Source organism: Pedobacter sp. BAL39 (assembly GCF_000170795.1).
GTDB lineage: Bacteria > Bacteroidota > Bacteroidia > Sphingobacteriales > Sphingobacteriaceae > Pedobacter.
Genome location: NZ_ABCM01000005.1, coordinates 1 through 17,533, shown reverse-complemented (window position 1 = coordinate 17,533; position 17,533 = coordinate 1). Strand labels below are relative to the sequence as shown.

Annotated in this window: 11 protein-coding genes; 6 read left to right on the top strand and 5 right to left on the bottom strand. The window is 46.9% G+C overall.

Annotation, left to right across the window (positions count from 1 at the left end):
- Nucleotides 1-27: 27 nt before the first annotated feature.
- The 3 genes from PBAL39_RS08180 (at nt 28) to PBAL39_RS08170 (ending at nt 6,708) form a co-directional block, all read left to right on the top strand.
- Nucleotides 28-1,023 carry a PorP/SprF family type IX secretion system membrane protein gene (locus tag PBAL39_RS08180; RefSeq protein ID WP_039866332.1) on the top strand — a complete coding sequence of 332 codons (996 nt, stop codon included), beginning with the start codon at nt 28-30 and terminating at the stop codon, nt 1,021-1,023.
- 11 nt (nt 1,024-1,034) lie between these two features.
- Nucleotides 1,035-3,041 (top strand): OmpA family protein, encoded by a 2,007-nt coding sequence (locus PBAL39_RS08175; RefSeq protein WP_050784330.1) that lies wholly within the window; start codon nt 1,035-1,037, stop codon nt 3,039-3,041.
- 160 nt (nt 3,042-3,201) lie between these two features.
- Nucleotides 3,202-6,708 carry a gliding motility-associated C-terminal domain-containing protein gene (locus PBAL39_RS08170; protein ID WP_008240253.1) on the top strand — a complete coding sequence of 1,169 codons (3,507 nt, stop codon included), beginning with the start codon at nt 3,202-3,204 and terminating at the stop codon, nt 6,706-6,708.
- Here the strand turns inward: PBAL39_RS08170 and PBAL39_RS08165 are convergent.
- Nucleotides 6,705-7,712: a type IX secretion system membrane protein PorP/SprF gene (locus PBAL39_RS08165; RefSeq protein ID WP_008240252.1), complete on the bottom strand. Its 1,008-nt coding sequence runs from the start codon at nt 7,710-7,712 to the stop codon at nt 6,705-6,707. The two genes, PBAL39_RS08170 and PBAL39_RS08165, sit on opposite strands and share 4 nt — an antisense overlap.
- 85 nt (nt 7,713-7,797) lie before the next feature.
- Between PBAL39_RS08165 and PBAL39_RS08160 the strand changes: the two genes are divergently transcribed.
- Both PBAL39_RS08160 and PBAL39_RS08155 read left to right on the top strand, forming a co-directional pair.
- Nucleotides 7,798-7,986 (top strand): hypothetical protein, encoded by a 189-nt coding sequence (locus PBAL39_RS08160; RefSeq protein ID WP_008240250.1) that lies wholly within the window; start codon nt 7,798-7,800, stop codon nt 7,984-7,986.
- 409 nt (nt 7,987-8,395) lie between these two features.
- A complete protein-coding gene (locus PBAL39_RS08155) occupies nt 8,396-8,947 on the top strand; it encodes a GAF domain-containing protein (protein WP_008240249.1) in 552 nt (183 codons plus the stop codon).
- A 59-nt stretch (nt 8,948-9,006) separates the two neighbouring features.
- Here the strand turns inward: PBAL39_RS08155 and PBAL39_RS08150 are convergent, their stop codons facing one another.
- The 4 genes from PBAL39_RS08150 to PBAL39_RS08135 are packed head-to-tail and all read right to left on the bottom strand — an operon-like array spanning nt 9,007 to nt 15,375.
- Nucleotides 9,007-9,861 (bottom strand): N-acetylglucosamine kinase, encoded by an 855-nt coding sequence (locus PBAL39_RS08150; RefSeq protein WP_039866307.1) that lies wholly within the window; start codon nt 9,859-9,861, stop codon nt 9,007-9,009.
- Nucleotides 9,862-9,879: 18 nt separating this feature from the next.
- Nucleotides 9,880-11,202: a TolC family protein gene (locus PBAL39_RS08145; RefSeq protein WP_008240245.1), complete on the bottom strand. Its 1,323-nt coding sequence runs from the start codon at nt 11,200-11,202 to the stop codon at nt 9,880-9,882.
- Entirely contained in the window at nt 11,186-14,290 is a 3,105-nt protein-coding gene (locus PBAL39_RS08140) for an efflux RND transporter permease subunit (RefSeq protein ID WP_008240244.1), read from the bottom strand. Before PBAL39_RS08140 ends, PBAL39_RS08145 begins: the two co-directional genes overlap by 17 nt.
- A gap of 8 nt (nt 14,291-14,298) precedes the next feature.
- Complete coding sequence (locus PBAL39_RS08135; RefSeq protein ID WP_008240242.1) at nt 14,299-15,375, bottom strand: efflux RND transporter periplasmic adaptor subunit; 1,077 nt, start codon at nt 15,373-15,375, stop codon at nt 14,299-14,301.
- A 221-nt stretch (nt 15,376-15,596) separates the two neighbouring features.
- Between PBAL39_RS08135 and PBAL39_RS08130 the strand changes: the two genes are divergently transcribed.
- Nucleotides 15,597-17,342 carry a M61 family metallopeptidase gene (locus PBAL39_RS08130; protein ID WP_008240240.1) on the top strand — a complete coding sequence of 582 codons (1,746 nt, stop codon included), beginning with the start codon at nt 15,597-15,599 and terminating at the stop codon, nt 17,340-17,342.
- The last annotated feature ends 191 nt before the right edge of the window (nt 17,343-17,533 follow it).

Genomic DNA, 17,533 nt, shown 5'->3' with positions numbered 1-17,533 from the left:
TCCACGAACATAAAAAACAAATTTGTGATGAAGAACCTGATCAGAATATTAATTGTAGGAACGTTTTTAAGCATGATGACAGGAAAGAGTGTCGCTCAGATTGACCCTCACTTCTCCCAGTATTATGCCCACCCCTTATGGCTGAATCCTGCACTTACGGGGGTCATTGATGGTGAGTACAGGCTTTCCCTGAATGCAAAGCAACAATGGGGGGCAATTTCTAACTCATTCCTAACCGGGGGCGCGTCGTTTGACATGGCCCCGGTTAAAAACTTCGCCCTGGGGGCGATGGTGCTGAACCAGAATGCCGGTGAGCTGAGTTACAACCACCTCAATGCGCTTGTTTCCGGTGCCTATAGGATTCATTTCGGTCAGACAGGGCAAAATATGATCAACTTTGGTCTTCAGGCAGGGATCCTCAACAAGAGCTTCGATGCCTCCAAGATTACCCTGGGCAGCCAGTATAATCCGGTCACGGGATATGATCCCGGATTTGGCATCAGGGAAGGGTTTGCTTCATCGAATACCTTCGTGCCTGACGTGAACTTTGGGTTTATGTATTTCGATGGCAATTCAGATCAACGTATGAATGTGTTTGCGGGGGCCATGGCTGCCCACCTTACACGCCCGGTGGATAAGTTCCTGGGTGAGGATGTGAGGATGCCTATCCGTTATGCTGCGCATGGCGGTGCCAGGGTAAAGGTTACGGAGATGCTGGATGTGACACCTAATGCATTATACATGACACAGGGCAATGCTAAGGAGACTTCTGTAGGTGCTTATGGCAAGCTGATGCTCAACAATGAAACTGACCTGATGTTTGGTACCAATTACCGGTTTGATGATGCAGCGATTGCTTTCTTTGGCCTCAACATCCGGAATATGGTATTTGGTTTGAGCTACGATTTCAATACTTCTACACTCAACAGGGCAACGGGTAGCCAGGGAGGTCTGGAGCTATCCATCTCTTTCACCAGAAGGGGAGGCATCATCGGCCCCAATTTCTTTTGTCCACGATTATAACCTACAGCGATATGAAACTTAAAATTTTACTTATTCTATGTTTATTGACTACAGCAGCACATGCCCAGTTTGTTACCAACAGCAAACGCGTAGCTGATGTATACTTCCAGAACAAAGAGTACTACGCAGCCGCAGAATACTATAAAAAAGCCTTGCAGATATCGCCGGACAGTTCAGGTTTTTTTATCCCTTTCGGCTTTGAGAACAAGATCAAAGAAGAAAGCCCTAAAAAAGATGATTATGAATATAGCGTATTCCAGCTGGCAGAATCATTGAGGTTATATAAAAACTTTACCGATGCCGAAAAGTGGTATGCCCTGGCAAATGAATTTACGAACCCGAGGTATGCACTTAGTCCTTTCTGGTATGGTGTGACTCTCAGGGCCAATCAACGGTATGATGAAGCCATTGCTGCCTTTCAGGTGTTTCAGAGAAAATATGACCTCAAAGATGAATATGCATCACGTACAAAAACAGAAATCGCCTCATGTCAGTTTGCACTGTTTGAGGTGAGCCATCCCAGGCTCTTTCGCACTGCTAAACTTAAAAATGATATTAATCAGGCCGGCTCCAATTATACCCCGCTTCAAACGGGTAACAATTTTTATTTCACCTCTTCGAGACCAGTAAATACCTCCGGCAAAACACAGGTGCTTTCTGATCAGCGAAATGATGCAAAAGTAAGTAAGAAACAATCGCCCTACGTGAATGCGATTTATGAGACTTCAGGAAACCCTTTAACGGAAACGATCTCTATCAAAAAGATCCCGGCACTGGCGAAGGATCAGGAAACGGCTACCCCTGCTTTTCTTCCCAGTGGTAAGGTGATGTTCATCACTGGCTGGAGCGCCAAGGATACACGCAAAATTTATCAGTTGAATTCAGCAGCACCTGCTGCGGGATCCGCCGGCTGGTCTGCACCTGCAGAGCTCGGGAGCAACGTGAACATCAAAGGCTTTAACGCGATGCAGCCCTCGGTGACCAAAAATGGCAAATACCTCATCTTCTCGTCCGACAGGCCCGGAGGATTTGGAAAGTATGACCTCTGGTATTGTGCCATACGTCCCGACGGCTCTTTGGGCCAGGCTGTAAATATGGGCAGTACAATTAATACTGCCGGTGATGAGGAAGCGCCGTACTACAATGCGAAAACCAAAAAACTGCTGTACAGTAGCAATGGAAAGGTGGGGCTCGGAGGATTCGACTTCTTTGAGAGCGAGGGGGATTTTGACAGCTGGTCGGAGCCACGTAACCTGGGATATCCTTTTAATTCTTCAAAAGACGACCTCTACTTTACACCATTGGATGACAATGACAATGAGGGCTACATCAGCTCAGATCGCGAGTCGCTCTGCTGTCTGGAGATCTTTCATATGAAACGCGAGTTCCTGGGTATAAACGGTGCCATTATCGACTGTGATACGAAAAAGCCGCTCGAGAATGTCGTGGTGACCCTGGATGATTCTCTTCAGAAGTTTAAGTTCACAACCGGCAAAGACGGGAAATATAGCTTCCGTGTGAACTCCAACCGCCTGCTGAAGATCACGGCAGAAAGGGCAAAGTATTTTATCAAGACCCTGAGCTATTCCTATGATCAGCTGGCACAGAAAGACACACTCTTCAGTGAGGAAATTTGCCTTACCCCATTTGAGCCTGAGAAGCCTATTGTTTTGAAGGACGTACTCTATGAATTTGATAAGGCTGATCTGACGGAGCTCTCCAAAGGAAAACTGGATTATCTGTATACCATCCTGATAGACAACCCTGATATTGACATTGAGCTGAGTGCGCATACCGACAATAAGGGGACTGCCGAATACAATATGGACCTTTCCAACAGAAGAGCGCAGTCATGCCTGGATTACCTGGTGACCAAAGGCATTCCTGCGGAGCGGATGACCAGTAAGGGCTACGGCCTCACCAAGCCTGTGGCGCCAAACCAGTTCTCAGATGGGAAGGATAACCCTGAAGGAAGGGCCATGAACAGAAGAACGGAATTTAAGGTGCTCAAGAAATAAGGTGCTAAAGAGATAGAGCAGAAGGGGCTGCGACGATGGCAGGGCCGGGAACAAAAGTTTCCGCCCTGTTTTTTTTTGCTGCAGGGCCAAAATCACCTTTATTAAAATTAATTGTGCACTGGTGACATTAAAGTGTAAATTGTGGCCTTATTTTCTAAATATGCGTTTTCTAAAATGTGCCTTGCTGGTACTCATGCTCTTCAGTGCCAAAAATATCTTTGCACAAACCTTCACCGTCATCAGCAATGCCGACGCTGGCCCGGGAACATTAAGAGCGGCATTGTCTGCAATTCCTACAGATAGAAGCCAGCTTTACCTCATTAACTTTAACCTGCCTGGCAACCCGGTCAATGATGGAGATAGGACCATCAGACTGCGTTCCCCACTACCTTTGGTTCCTTCAAATGTGACCATCGATGGCAGTTCACAATCATGGCCCGCATTGGGTGTCTCCGGTGCTAAAGTGATCATTGAGCCTGAGAATATCGGTACTGCTACATTTCCGGGCCTGTCTATCGGAAATTTTTCTTTCGATAACAGGACACACGATGTGTCGGTCTATGGGTTATATATTAAAGATTTTGCAAAGATCACGGACCTGAATGCCGTAAATACGGGGCAGGGTAGTGGTATCGTGCTGGATGCCAGGGCTTATAATATCAAAATTGGGGCGCCCGGAAAGGGCAATGTGATTTCAGGAAACATCAACGGGATTTCTATCCTGAACAGTTATTACTATAATCCTGATAATACGTCCCGGCAGATCAGCATCCAATCGAACATCATCGGGTTGCACTACGACGGCCTTACGGCAAAAAGTAACGTGACCGGTATTGTCGCAGATCTTTATGATAGCTCTTTAACCATAGGCGGCGACAGTAATACGGAGGGGAACGTCATTTCCGCAAACCAGACCAATATCAATGTCACGCGGAATAGCTATACGTCAAATAATAGGTTTACGATAGACATCATCAACAATAAAATTGGTACAGACCATACGGGCAGCAAGGACTACCATGATTTGCCATTGTTCCTTTCTTCCTCTGCACTGGCCATCTCCGGAGTGAAGGTCAGCGCCACCAATACGGTGCTTTACATGCGTAACAACCTGGTCTCAGGTAACCGTACGGTTGGGGTTTCCATCGCAAATGCCGACTTTAACCTGGTGGCCAATCATATCGGAACTGGGCAGGCCGGTACAGAGCAACTGGGTAATGGCATCGGTATTCGTGTGGAATACAATGCCGGGGGAACAATTGGCGCCACCACTGCAGCTGAGGGGAATAAAATTGCCAACAATGATTTCGGCATTGAGTCTGTTTCCAACAGAGCGGTCCACATCACCAAAAACAGCATGTACTGCAATCGCCGCTTCGGTATTGGAAAAGCACCCAACAATTACCAGCCTTTTGTGCAGATCCTGGTGAAACGACCGAACTTTATCTCAGGAAAGGCAACTCCAAATTCGGAAGTAGAGCTTTTTTATACCGAAAACTGTCAGGGAATCTGTGAGGGGAAAACCTATTTCGCTACCGTCAGGGCCGGCAGTGATGGGCGCTGGACGTATGCGATGACTGCCAACAGGATGGTGACTGCAACGGCAAGTCTGGAGAGTGCAACCACCTCCGAGTTTTCTACTGCTGACATACAACCGGGGGAGGCGATGATCGAACCCATTACCTGTAATGGCAACGGTTCCATTACGGTGACGGAACCCAGAGAGGGCTTGATCTTTACCTGGAACAAGGTGCTCAGTAATGGTGACCGCCAGTTTTTAAGCAATGCACAACGGATCACTAACCTTGCAGAGGGTTCTTATGAATTGATCATCGACGATGGCTGTAAAGCTGTTACGCATGATGAGTTGTTTGAAATCAAAGACCAGCGCCTGAGTGATCCTGTACTCAATATCCCCACGCCGGGCTGTGGAGAGACGATGTTCTCCTTTTCAGCAAGTGTCAACAGGGGCAAAGGGGCCATCCTCTACCAGTGGATCAGCGATGGTATCGTGGTGGCTTCCGGCCAGCAGGTGAGCCTGCCGCAGGGTACCTACCGACTGAAGGTCATTGACGAGGCGGGTTGTACTAAGGAGTCTGCCGACTATACCATAACGGCACGGCCGACACCGGTGATCATGTCAGCAATCACAACACCTGCGGCCTGTGGAAACACCAATGGCTCCATTACTAATGTTCAGATTGGGACCCCAACGGGACGCCTTACCTACCGTTGGAATAGCTACAATGCACAAACGAATGTGGTTGGTGCGCAGCTTGCCACGACGGCTGACCTGCTGAACGTTGGGGGCGGTTACTATCAGCTCACCGTTAACGATGAAGGTACCTGTTCGCCCGTGACGGCAAGATATTTTATCGATACCTATAATTCTGTTAATTTTAGTGAGGGGATCATCAAAAGATCCACCTGCAATACCAGCAACGGATCGATCAGTGGCGTTGCAATTACGTTTGCAAACAGATATGAGTGGACCGGGCCTGCGGGAACAGTGTTGGAAACCAATAGTTATTCTGAAGGTCAGCTGCTGAAACTGGAAAATCTTGCTGCAGGTACGTACACACTCAGGGCCTGGAATACAGTGAGCGGCTGCAACAGCAGCAAGTCGTTTCGCGTAGATCAGATACTGCCAACGGTGTATGCTTATACTGGCCGGATTACGGGCTCGACCTGTGGCATTGATAATGGAAGTATTGTGTTGAACTACAGTACGGCACAGCCTGTTAGTTTTGCATGGAAAGATGCGGCGGGTATCGTGCTGGAAGGTACTGCGCGTGAGCTTAAAAATCTTGCTGCAGGTACCTATCGCTTTTTTAGCTACGACGAGAATAACTGCGAAAGCGTGTCAGATCCTTATGTTATTGAACGGATACCTCTGCTGGTGATTGAACCCGCCAGTGCGGTAGTGGTCAATGATGGGTGTAGCCTGTTACGGGGTTCGGTTACGGGAATTAAAGTCAATGGGGGGCTGCCGCCATATAGCTATACCTGGGAGAATGAAGCTGGCTCCCTGATCCAGTCGACAGCAGACCTCATCGGTGTACCAGGAGGGAGATACCGCCTGGTATTGAAAGACAATACCAGCTGCGGAATTGCTACAAGTGAATATTATACCGTGGAAAACCCATCGTTCCCCATTGAGCGGCCGGGGGTTAACGACATGCGGGTATGTTATTCTACCGAAATCATGCTGCCTGTGATGGTTCCTGAGGAAGGAACCTACGAGTTGTTCCAGGATGTAAATGACACCAGGCCAATGCTGGAGACTACGAATGGCAAGTTTGTGTTCAAGGTGTCAAGAACTGCTGACTATTATGTCAGGAGAAGACTTGGAAGTTGCTACAGCAGCTTCACCAAAGTGCACATCGAGGTCACCAATGACAACATGGACATTAAAAATACCCTTACGCCAAATGGCGACGGGATTAACGATGTCTGGATGATTACCGGCTTGCCGGACTACAACAACATCAACATCAAGATTTACAGTCGCAGCGGGCAGCTGGTGTATGAGTCTACCGGCAGGTATGAAAAGCCTTTTGACGGACGGTTCAGGGGGAAAGATCTTCCTGCAGGGGCCTATTATTACAGAATTGACCTTCGTGCCGACTGTGACCCTATCGGTGGCAGCTTAACCTTACTCCGCTAGAACTGCCGGGTGGCGCATTTTACATCATAACGGTTATTCAGCAGGATGCCCAGTACAATCTCGTGGGTGCCGTTGTTTACTGATCGGAGGGCTGAAGTGGTGACATCGTAAGAATAGCTGAGGTTGAGGATGGAAGCAATGTTAAACCCTGCCAGGGCAGAGAAGGAATCGTTGTTTCTGAAACTGCCCCCAATCCAGAATTTATCCTGGTAGGCGATCTTCATATTGACATCAAAGGTGGCCGGTGCGGTCATCCAGTAGCTCAGTAGCGCGGATGGGATCATGGCGATGTCCTCATCAATGAAAAACTTATACCCCGCGGTGCCATAGAAAACGCCTTCCTGATACGGACGCAGGCTTCGCCCGCTTTCAGTGACTGTTTCGGGACCTAGAATCTTTTTAAAGGAGCCACCGAGGAAGAACCTTGGACTATATAACCAAACTCCCGCGCCGACGTCAGGTCTCATCTTATTGTTGTTGTCTGCACTGAGCAGCGGATCTGATGGGTTGTCCACGTATATTGGACCAACATCGATATTGGTTGCTGCCAGGCCACCTGAAACACCTACCGACAAGTTCAGGTCGTAGCTCAGCCCCATATGATAGGCGTAAGTAGCATTCACATTCGTTTGTCTTACCCGCGCCGCTTTATCGGTGATCGCGTAAAAACCAATCCCATGGTGAGGCTCTGCGGAACTGTAGGTGTTTACATAACTGCGGCTAAGTGGGTTCACCCCCTGTCCGGAGAACGAGTTTACAGAGCTTCTCACAAATTCTTCCCCAATGGGGGCATGGATAGAGATGTATTGGGTGACGGGGGCTCCTTCCAGTCCGCTCCATTGATTACGGTAGCCCAGTTTTACATCGGTATAATTGTCGATACCTGAAATGGCCGGATTGATGAGATAAGTGTTGAAAATATATTGCGTAGACCGGGGTTGTTCCTGTGCAAAGGTACTGTAAACTGCAGACATCAGCAGCAAGAGGCTAATTACAAATCTCATTAATCTTTAATAATAAACTCAATATTAAGATAAATTTTGTGTACTATCGCAATTCGTCATCATTTATTCTGTTAAAGATTTACAAATGCATTCGCCAGCACAGATCCAGCTCATCGCAGATACCCTGCTTCCCGGTTTTATCCCTAAAGACCCTGAAGCGACTTTTCTCGAATTTTTCTTTACTATTCCGCCTCATCACAATTACAAGGTGCGATACGAAAAGCAAAAAAATCTGGGCTGGGTTTTTGTCTATTCCGAAAAAGTGGAGGCTTAATAGCTCGGGCGCTAGCTTAAGTTGCCTGTCTGTCAAATTTGTCATTTTCTCCGTAATTTGTTGATTATCATTAAGAAAATGAACTTCATTCACTTATATTTACGGTATGTAGGTGGTGATAATCCTTAGAAATAGCCGGTAGACTATTACATTTTAACGTGGTAAACATAGGTCATTAATCATCAAGTTGAGTAAAAATCGCCCATTTTGGGAAAAGACTTAAGTCATAGGGCTGAAGCTTTTGCTATGGCTATAAATACGATTTACCAGTATTTAAATGATCGATTTGGCGCTTGCATTGTTATTTTCTGGTATGCAGGTGATGAAGTGTGGCGCACTCAATATAGGTGCTGGTTGTAGGGTATAGTAATTGCAAGGTAGAAGGGGATTGACATAAATAGTAAGGGATTTGAAGAATATTTTAGGTAGTGCTATCGTTCCGTCAGATGAAGAGGCACGTTTGGAAAATTTGAAGAAGTATAAAATTTTATATACTAAGAGGGAGCCGATATTTGACCAGCTTGCTGCATTTACAGCAACGACGATGAATACACCTGTAGCGATGATCAATTTTGTGGATAAAGACAAAGTCTGGACAAAAGCAGATCAGAGTGGTGAGGGGGGGAATGCTGTTGATCGCGATTCCAGTTTGTGTTCTATGGCCATATTGAATGATTGTTTTACGGTTTATGAAGACATTATGGACCGTGATCGCCCTTGTCTGATCTCCAACCCGCTCATCGCAGCGGAAATTGGGCTGCGCTTTTACGCCGCTGCGGCAATCACTACGGATGAGGGTTTTAAGGTCGGTGTGGTATGTGTAGTGGACCAGAAGCCACGCAGCTTTACCGCTGATGATAAAAAGAAACTGGAACTGGTGGCACTCATGGTGAGAAATGAGATGAACAAACGGGTAGGTAAATCTTCTTCAACAGAACAGCTTAAATCAAAAACTGCATAAAAAATAGATCCTGAACGCAGTTCAGGATCTATTTTTTATGCAGTTTTTGATTTTTATGATCAGACCATGATGCCTTCCTTGCGAAGGATATAGTTGTAAATTCCCTCAATAGGTTTCTGGTAGATGGCGCCTACTTTTATTTCATTGGCTTCACATACTTCTCTCAGGATATCCTGATAATAGAAGGCAATAGAGCCAACAAAATGTGATTCAAGGACTTTATAGTCCGGGTAATCTTTGATGTTGCTGTCTACAAACTCCTGAAAACCTTCCCGCAGGATATTGATGATGAAAGGATGTGAACGATGTTCTGCCATAAAACGGCTTACCGATGCAAGATAAGTGTTTGGTGATGCACTCTGGTATAGGTTCGTGATCACTGTTTCCTTATCAATATGGTAATTCTCTGCAAAGTCAGGTCTGAGGTCTGCAGGCATATGGCCATATAGATAAGAGGTAATCAACTTCCTGCCGAAATAGGTACCCGAACCTTCATCACCCAATACATAACCAAGTCCATGTGTGCCTTCCTGAACATCCTTGCCATCATAATAGGAGATGTTTGACCCTGTTCCAAGGATACAGGTCAGCCCTGGGCGGTCCCCACAGGTCGCATAAGCCGATCCAAGCAAATCATGCTCTACGGATACGTAAGCCTTGGTGAAGAAGGAAGAGATCCCGTTGGAGATCACTTCTACCTTATCCGGAGAGGAGCATCCTGCACCAAAAAAGTAAATCTCAGTCACCTTATCTGCATAGGCAGCAATGTCTTTCTTTTTAGAAAATAGTTTGTAAATGTCGTGGGCATTTAAAAAATAAGGGTTGATTCCCTGTGTACTGAAATTGATCGTCTCACTGGGACTATAACCCATCCAATCGGTCTTTGAAGAACCACTGTCTGCTACTAGAATCATTTGCTAAAAATAGTAATCTTATTGAATATTTAAGGTGCCGCTAATTTCTTTTAGGCTGATTTCTGTAAGTTTTGCCTGATACTCCGCATCCAGGAACCTGGTAATGGCATCAATGGAGTTGCGCTGTGCTTCACGGAGTTCCAATGGAGCAATGCTTCCCAGCCTGTATTTTTCCAGGGTGATGTCCAGGTTTTGTCTGGCGATGTCTACATTGTTGTCCTCTACTTTAAGGAGGTCGAGATTGGTGGTGTAATTCTGATAAGCCGACAGCAGTTGTGCATGGAGGTCCGTCCGGGTCTTTTCCAGGTTTAAGCTGGAAGAGCTGATGTTTATTTTAGCATTACGCTCATTTTGACGCTGTAGAAAGCCGTTAAACAGGGGTAGGCTTGCTGTTAGTCCATATGTGAATCCATTGGCCCTGAATTGCTGGTTGAATCCTGTGGGACTGGTGCTTTTCGAAAATTCGTAACCACTGTTTACCCCCACGATCGGATAGCGTTGTCCCTTCACCTGTTTCAGGTTGAGTTCGGCCACTTTTTTATTGATGAACGCTGCCTGTAAGATGGGGCTGAGTTGCTCAGCTTGTGTAGCCATATCGGTATAGCTCAAAGAGCGGTCAATGCTGATGCTATCTGTTGCGCGGAATTCGATGGTCACATCCCGGGCCATCACCTGGTTGAGCAACACTATATTGTTGCGCAGCTGATTTTTTTGCTGCAGGTAGAGCGAGGTGTCCGCATTGTAGTCGACCGTTGCAGCAAGTACGTCCAGGCGGGAGCCCCGGCCGATGCTTAGTTTATTTTGAGCAATGGTAATGCGTAACCGCGAGATGTCCAGTGCGGTATCTGTAGCTACGACAAGCTCCTGCTGCCTGACGACCGCATAGTAGCCATTGATGACATCAGCAATCGTCGCCAGAATGGTGCTTTTAGCATTCACCTCTCCGAGCTTCTGCAATTCTTTCAGCCGTTCATAGTTGGCGAACATCTGGAAACCATCAAACACCGTCCAGTCCAGTGCTACACCATAACTCTGATTGGTATTTCTGGCGCCATTTATTCTGCGTTCCTCGCCCGTTGCAGGTGTCTGCACAGAGTTTTGCCGGCTGCCGCCATTGGCATAGTTGGCCGTTAGTGCAGGCAACAGGCCAGCATTGCCCGGATTAGCGTTGTTTTTTGCAATTGCCGCCTCATTATTGATGAGCCGGATATCATAGTTATTCTTTAAGGCTATGCTGATGGCTTCCTGGAGGCTTAGTTTTTCCTGTGCCCTGGCAACAGGGAAAAAGGCCAGCATGGCCATGCAGAACAGTATCCCCTTAACCTTAGTTGTCGTTTTCATGAGCTAACGCTGCTTTTAATGATTGTTCCAGTTCGGTGTTTGCTTTGTGTTCTTTTGACCAGTAAGAGTAAATGGCCGGGATGACAAAGAGGGTCAGTACCAATGAGAACATTGTCCCGCCGACAATCACAATGCCCATACCCATGCGGCTCTTTGCTGCCGCACCGAGTGCCATCGCAATCGGCAGTGCCCCGATGGCAATGGCTAGACTGGTCATAAGAATTGGTCTCAAACGTGATACTGCGGCTTCTCTGATGGCGTCGTGTACCGTTGCCCCCTGTTCTTTCAGCTGATTGGCGAACTCTACAATCAAAATCCCGTTTTTGGTCACCAGACCGATGAGCATAATGGTGCCAATCTGGCTGAAGATGTTCCAGCTTTGCCCAAAGAGCCATAGCGAGAGGAAGGCCCCTGCTACGGCCATCGGCACGGTAAGGATAATGATCACAGGGTCAACGAAGCTTTCGAACTGTGCAGAGAGAATGAGGTACACCAGGAGCAGTGCAAGGCCGAAGGCGAACAGTGTGTTCGAAGAACTTTCTTTAAAGTCCCTTGATTCGCCCCCAAGATCCGTGGAAAAAGTCTCATCCAGAACTTTGGCAGCGATCTGGTCCATGGCATCCAGTCCATCCCCGATGCTCTTACCCGGCGCAAGCCCCGCCGACACGGTTGCAGAAATGAACCTGTTGTTCCGGTAAAGTTGTGGGGGACTGCTTTGCTCTTTGGCAATGACGAGGTTGTCCACCTGGATCAGTTGATTTTTATCATTCCTTACATAGATAGAGCTCAGGTCGAGCGGTGACTTCCTGTCGCTCACCTCAAACTGCCCGATTACCTGGTACTGCTTGCCGTTCATGAAGAAATAGGAGAAACGCTGACCACTTAGTCCGAGCTGCAATGCAAGTCCGATGTCGGATACCGAGACGCCAAGGTTTTTTGCCTTGTCACGGTCGATGGTCAGGTTGATCTCAGGTTTGTTAAATTTAAGGTTTACATCCGAAGTGGTAAAAGTCGGGTTCCTGGCCACCTCATCCATAAACAAGGGAACCTTCTCCCTTAACTTTTCAAAATTTTGCGCCTGAATGATATAGTTGATGGGCAGGCCCCCGCGGCGACCAACAGAAATGGTGGGCTGCTGGCTGACAATTACCTTTCCATCTGTGTGTTTCCTGGTAATTCTGGTGAGTTTGGCCGCTACGTCAGCCTGCGACTGGTCGCGATCGCCGGGATCCGTCAGCGCCATTCTTACAAACCCGCTGTTGGTAGATCCTCCACCAAATCCGGGAGAGGTGATGGTGATGTTCACTTTTTTCTCTGGGATCGAGTCCGTAACCATTTGCTGCAGGTTCATCATAAAGCGGTCTGTATAAGCAAATGAAGCACCCTCAGGAGTCGTCACATTCATGTTCACCGCACTACGGTCATCATAAGGCGCTGTTTCTTTAGGAATGATCTTCCAAAACAGCACGATGAGCCCCAGACAGATGAGGATGATCGGGATGGATAGCCATTTTTTATCCAGGAACCGGTTGAGTTTATCTGAGTAGCTGTCGTTGAGCTTAACGAAGTAAGGTTCGGTAAGGTTGTAAAACTTAGATTTTTTATGTCCCGTTTTCTTCATCAGGTAAGCATTCAGCATTGGCGTCAATGTCAATGATACAAAAGCGGATATGAGTACAGCGGCGCCGATCACAATTCCAAATTCACGGAACAGGCGGCCTACGAAGCCTTCCAGGAAGATTACAGGAAGGAACACTGCCGCCAGTGTGATTGAGATGGAGATGACCGCGAAGAAAATTTCATTGGATCCTTTTATTGCTGCTTCGAAAGGGGAGTACCCTTCCTCCACTTTTTTGAAGATGTTTTCGGTGACCACGATGCCATCATCTACCACCAGTCCCGTTGCCAGTACGATGGCCAGCAGAGATAATACATTGATGGAGAACCCAAAGATGTACATGATGAAAAACGTGAAAATCAAAGAAACAGGAATATCTATCAATGGCCTTATGGCAATGGCCCAGTCACGGAAAAACAGGTAAATGATGATGATCACGAGGATCAGCGAGAGGATAATGGTTTCAGCCACTTCCGTAACAGACAGTTTAATGAACTTCGTCGTGTCAATGGAGATGGCGAGTTTAATGTCTTCCGGCACATCTTTCTGCAGTTGTGCAAATCTCTTGTCGAACTCTTTGGAGATGTCGAGATAGTTGGCCCCCGGCTGCGGGACGAGGCCTACGGCAACCATTGGTTTTCCGGATTCACGGAGTACCGTTTCTTCGTTCTCAGAACCGAGTTCTGCGAAACCAACGTCTTTCAACCTTACTACATTTCCGGAATCCGACTTCAGGATAAGGTCATTAAATTCGGACTCGTCGGTGAGTTTCCCCAGGGTTTTTACAATCAGTTCTGTATTGGCGCCGGTAATCTTCCCTGAAGGAAGCTCCACGTTCTCCCGGTCGAGGGCCGTCAGGATATCCTGAGACGTTAGTCCATAGGCGGAGAGTTTGTCAGGTTCAATGCGGATGCGCATGGCGTACTTACGCTGGCCCTGGATCTGGATGCTGCTGACTCCTGTGATGGTCTGGAGCCTGTCAGCGATCACATTTTCCGCAAAATCACTCAGTTCCATGACATTGCGTTTATCGCTTTGTATCGTCATGGTGATGACCGCGTCGGAGTTCGCATCGGCTTTGCTGACCACGGGGTTTCCGTCAATGTCTTTGGGTAAACTGCGTGCTGCCTGGGACACCTTGTCCCTGACGTCGTTTGCCGCATCATCAATATTTTTATCCAGGTTGAACTCAATGGTGATGTTGCTGCTCCCCTGGTTGCTGGACGAGGAGATGTTACGTATGCCGTCAATGCCGTTGATGGATTTTTCAAGGGGCTCGGTAATCTGTGACTCAATGATATCGGAGTTCGCTCCAGGGTAGGAGGTGCGTACAGAAACAACAGTGGGATCAATATTTGGAAATTCCCTGACACCAAGGAAGTTGTATCCGATTACGCCAAACAGTAGGATCATGAGGTTCATGACAATGGCGAGTACAGGTCTTTTAATACTGGTGGTAGAAATGCTCATAACGAAACTTATTTTTTAACCACACTTACTTTTACCGGAGCATCTTGCTTCAGTGCCATGGCACCCGTGGTGAGTACCGTGTCTCCAACCTTCAGGCCGGAAGTGATCACTATGGATTCCGCTGTTCTTGTGCCTGCTTCTACTTCAATTTGTGCAGCTTTTCCATTTCTGCTGACGAACACTGTTTTTCCATTGAGCACAGGGATAATGGCTTCATTGGGAATGAGTATGGCCCCTTTAAGGGTGCTGAGTGAAAGTCTGATTTTTGCAAAAGATCCCGGCAGGAGTTCGCCTCCGGGATTGTCGGCCAGTGCCTTGATCTGAAGCGTTCTGGTTGCGGTATTGATTCCAGGCTCGATAGCGAAGATACGTCCTTTGAATGTTTTGGAATAACCGTCAGTGCTGAAGGATATCGATGTGTTGTTTTTCACCTGAGCCATATATTTTTCAGGGACAGAGAAGGTGACCTTTAAAGGGTTTATGCTGCTCAACACGGCAATGGTCTTGACGGGTGTCAGGTATTCGCCTGCGGAGATGGAGCGTAGCCCGATCCTGCCACTAAAGGGCGCATAGATCGCCGTTTTGGCAAGCTGTGCACGAATGAGCTGAGCCTGTGCTTTTAAGGATTGGAGGTCCGCGAGAGAAGTGTCGTATTCTTCCTGGCTGATGGCACCCTTGTCGAGCAGCTGGCGGGAGCGGTTTTCGTTTGTAGCAGACAACTTTTGTTTCGTAAGGGCTTCCTGCAACTGGGCCTGGATGTCGCGGTCATTGATTTTGACCAGTAAAGTACCTTTGCTGACATTTGACCCTTCCTGAAAATTGATACTTGTAACAAGGCCTGATACTTCAGACTTTAGGGCTACTGTCTCATTGGCTTCAATGCTGCCGGTAATCTCCAGCTGATTGTTAAAGGAACTGGTATCCACCACTACACCATTTACCTGTAGTCCTGGCGTTCCTGCACCTTTTCCAGCCCCCTTTCCTCCATTTTCCATGGCAGTTTTATTGTTGGTGCTGATGCGGTGGTAGATCAGGTAGGCAATGCCCAGGATCAGCAGGGCGTAAATGAAGTACTTGAGTTTCATAAATGGTTGTTCCGTGTATATGTGGAACGCAAAAATATCTAAATAAGTTTCGTCTAATAGCTTGTATTAAGTATGTTACAGCCTATTTATTTTTTAAAAGTTGATGACGGATGATAAATGATAAATTTGCCGACAGCATACGCATCCGCAATTAAACAAAACACAATAACATGCTAATGAAAAAATCAATTTTGGGGTTAGTAATATTACTATCGTTAGGTATGACATCAAAATCACAATTAAAAGTAGGGTTTGAAGTAAGTTTCAAAGAGCCGCATGCACATTATGTAGAGATGGAAATGAATATTTCCGGATTATCCAAGGAATACATTGACGTGAAGATGCCGGTATGGGCCCCGGGCTCTTACCTGATCAGGGAGTTTGCTAAAAGTGTCGAAGGGTTTAGTGCCACCGCCGGTGCCAAGGCTCTAAAGTTCGAGAAAGTCAGGAAGAATGCCTGGAGGATATATAATGGTGCCGCGAAAGAGCTTAAAATAAAATACCGGGTGTATGCTTTCGAAGTTTCTGTACGTACTTCATTTGTTGATGATACACATGCTTTTCTTTCAAGCACCGGGATATTTATGTATCCCGACGGTCAGTTGAACCTGCCAAGTACCGTAAAGGTAAACCCTTATACCGGCTGGACTAAGGTATCTACAGGTTTGGAACCGGTGGCGGGCCAGGTATTTACTTATTCAGCAGAGAACTTTGATGTTCTTTTTGATAGCCCTATTGAAGTGGGAAATCAGGATGTTTTCGACTTCATGGCCTCTGGTGTAAAACATACGGTAGCCATGTACGGTGGTGGGAACTATGATAAAGAACGTTTAAAGGTAGATATGGCTAAGGTGGCGGAGCAGGCTACGGCCATTTATGGTGAGAATCCAAATGCGCATTATACTTTTATCGTACATAATTTTGAGCGCGGAGGTGGTGGTCTGGAGCACCTGAACTCAACGGTGCTCGGCGGATCCCGCGATGGATATGGTACACCTGAAGGGTACAACTCCTTTCTCGACCTTGTTGCACATGAGTATCACCACCTTTGGAATGTAAAGAGAATGCGTCCGGTGGCGTTGGGGCCTTTTGATTACGATAATGAAAATTATACAACTAACCTTTGGGTGGCGGAAGGTTTTACTTCATATTATGAAAATAAGCTGATGCTTCGTGCGGGCTTCAACACTCCGGAGACCTTTGTTTCCAACCTGGCTACTGCATTGGCGAACGTAAACAATACACCAGGCTCAAGGGTACAGTCGGCAGCCGAGGCCAGCTATGACGCCTGGATCAAATCTTACCGTCCTAATGAAAATTCAAATAACGCTACGATTTCCTATTATGGAAAGGGCGAGATCATTGGTCTGATCATGGACCTGGAGATCAGTCAGGCTACCAAAGGCGCAAAAAGCCTGGATGACGTCATGAAAGCGATGTATCTGGAAGGCAAAGCTAAAAAGCGCGGTTATACGGACGCTGAGTTTAAGGCGAAAGTAGAGCAGATCAGTGGAAAAGACTTTAGCGGGTTCTGGGAGAAATACGTCAATGGAACTGTTCCGGTGGAATATGACAAATACTTCGAATACGCAGGTATTACAGTAGTAGATGAAAATAAGGGCAATAGCATTCCTTATGTTGGTGTGACGAGTAAGGCTTCAAATGGAATTGTATTTATCAGTGCGGTATCCCGTAATTCTGCTGCATGGCTGGCGGGCTTGAACGTGAATGATGCAGTGGTGAGTGTAAATGGAGAGGTGACTTCTGGCGCTCCCTTAGAGCGCTCCGCTCCGGTAACCAGTGCAAAGATAGGAGACGTCATCACGGTCAGCGTCCTGCGTGAAGGAGTGCTTAGAGATTTCAAGCTGACCATTAAGGCAAATCCGAACCTGAAACTTAATGTGACCATACGTAAGGATGCCTCAGCAGCACAACTCAAAGTAAGAAAAGGCTGGATGGGTATTTAAACTTTTTTTCGGGTTTTTATCGCCCATTGTTCGGGTTTTGTTCGCTATTCACAAGGGGTTCACAAGGTCTTCACAAGGTATTGTCATAGCTAATGTAAGGTATAGGGATATAGAAAAGCTCTAGAAAAGCCTGCTGAATGTACTTTGAAGAGCGAGGTATACCTTGTCAACCTGACAAAAAAAAGAGGATG

What these genes read in the sequence shown, in the direction of transcription:
- PBAL39_RS08180 (WP_039866332.1), top strand. Translation starts at nt 28, where the DNA reads ATGAAGAACCTGATCAGAATATTAATTGTAGGAACGTTTTTAAGCATG.
- PBAL39_RS08175 (WP_050784330.1), top strand. Translation starts at nt 1,035, where the DNA reads ATGAAACTTAAAATTTTACTTATTCTATGTTTATTGACTACAGCAGCA.
- PBAL39_RS08170 (WP_008240253.1), top strand. Translation starts at nt 3,202, where the DNA reads ATGCGTTTTCTAAAATGTGCCTTGCTGGTACTCATGCTCTTCAGTGCC.
- PBAL39_RS08165 (WP_008240252.1), bottom strand. Translation starts at nt 7,712, where the DNA reads ATGAGATTTGTAATTAGCCTCTTGCTGCTGATGTCTGCAGTTTACAGT.
- PBAL39_RS08160 (WP_008240250.1), top strand. Translation starts at nt 7,798, where the DNA reads ATGCATTCGCCAGCACAGATCCAGCTCATCGCAGATACCCTGCTTCCC.
- PBAL39_RS08150 (WP_039866307.1), bottom strand. Translation starts at nt 9,861, where the DNA reads ATGATTCTAGTAGCAGACAGTGGTTCTTCAAAGACCGATTGGATGGGT.
- PBAL39_RS08145 (WP_008240245.1), bottom strand. Translation starts at nt 11,202, where the DNA reads ATGAAAACGACAACTAAGGTTAAGGGGATACTGTTCTGCATGGCCATG.
- PBAL39_RS08140 (WP_008240244.1), bottom strand. Translation starts at nt 14,290, where the DNA reads ATGAGCATTTCTACCACCAGTATTAAAAGACCTGTACTCGCCATTGTC.
- PBAL39_RS08135 (WP_008240242.1), bottom strand. Translation starts at nt 15,375, where the DNA reads ATGAAACTCAAGTACTTCATTTACGCCCTGCTGATCCTGGGCATTGCC.
- PBAL39_RS08130 (WP_008240240.1), top strand. Translation starts at nt 15,597, where the DNA reads ATGACATCAAAATCACAATTAAAAGTAGGGTTTGAAGTAAGTTTCAAA.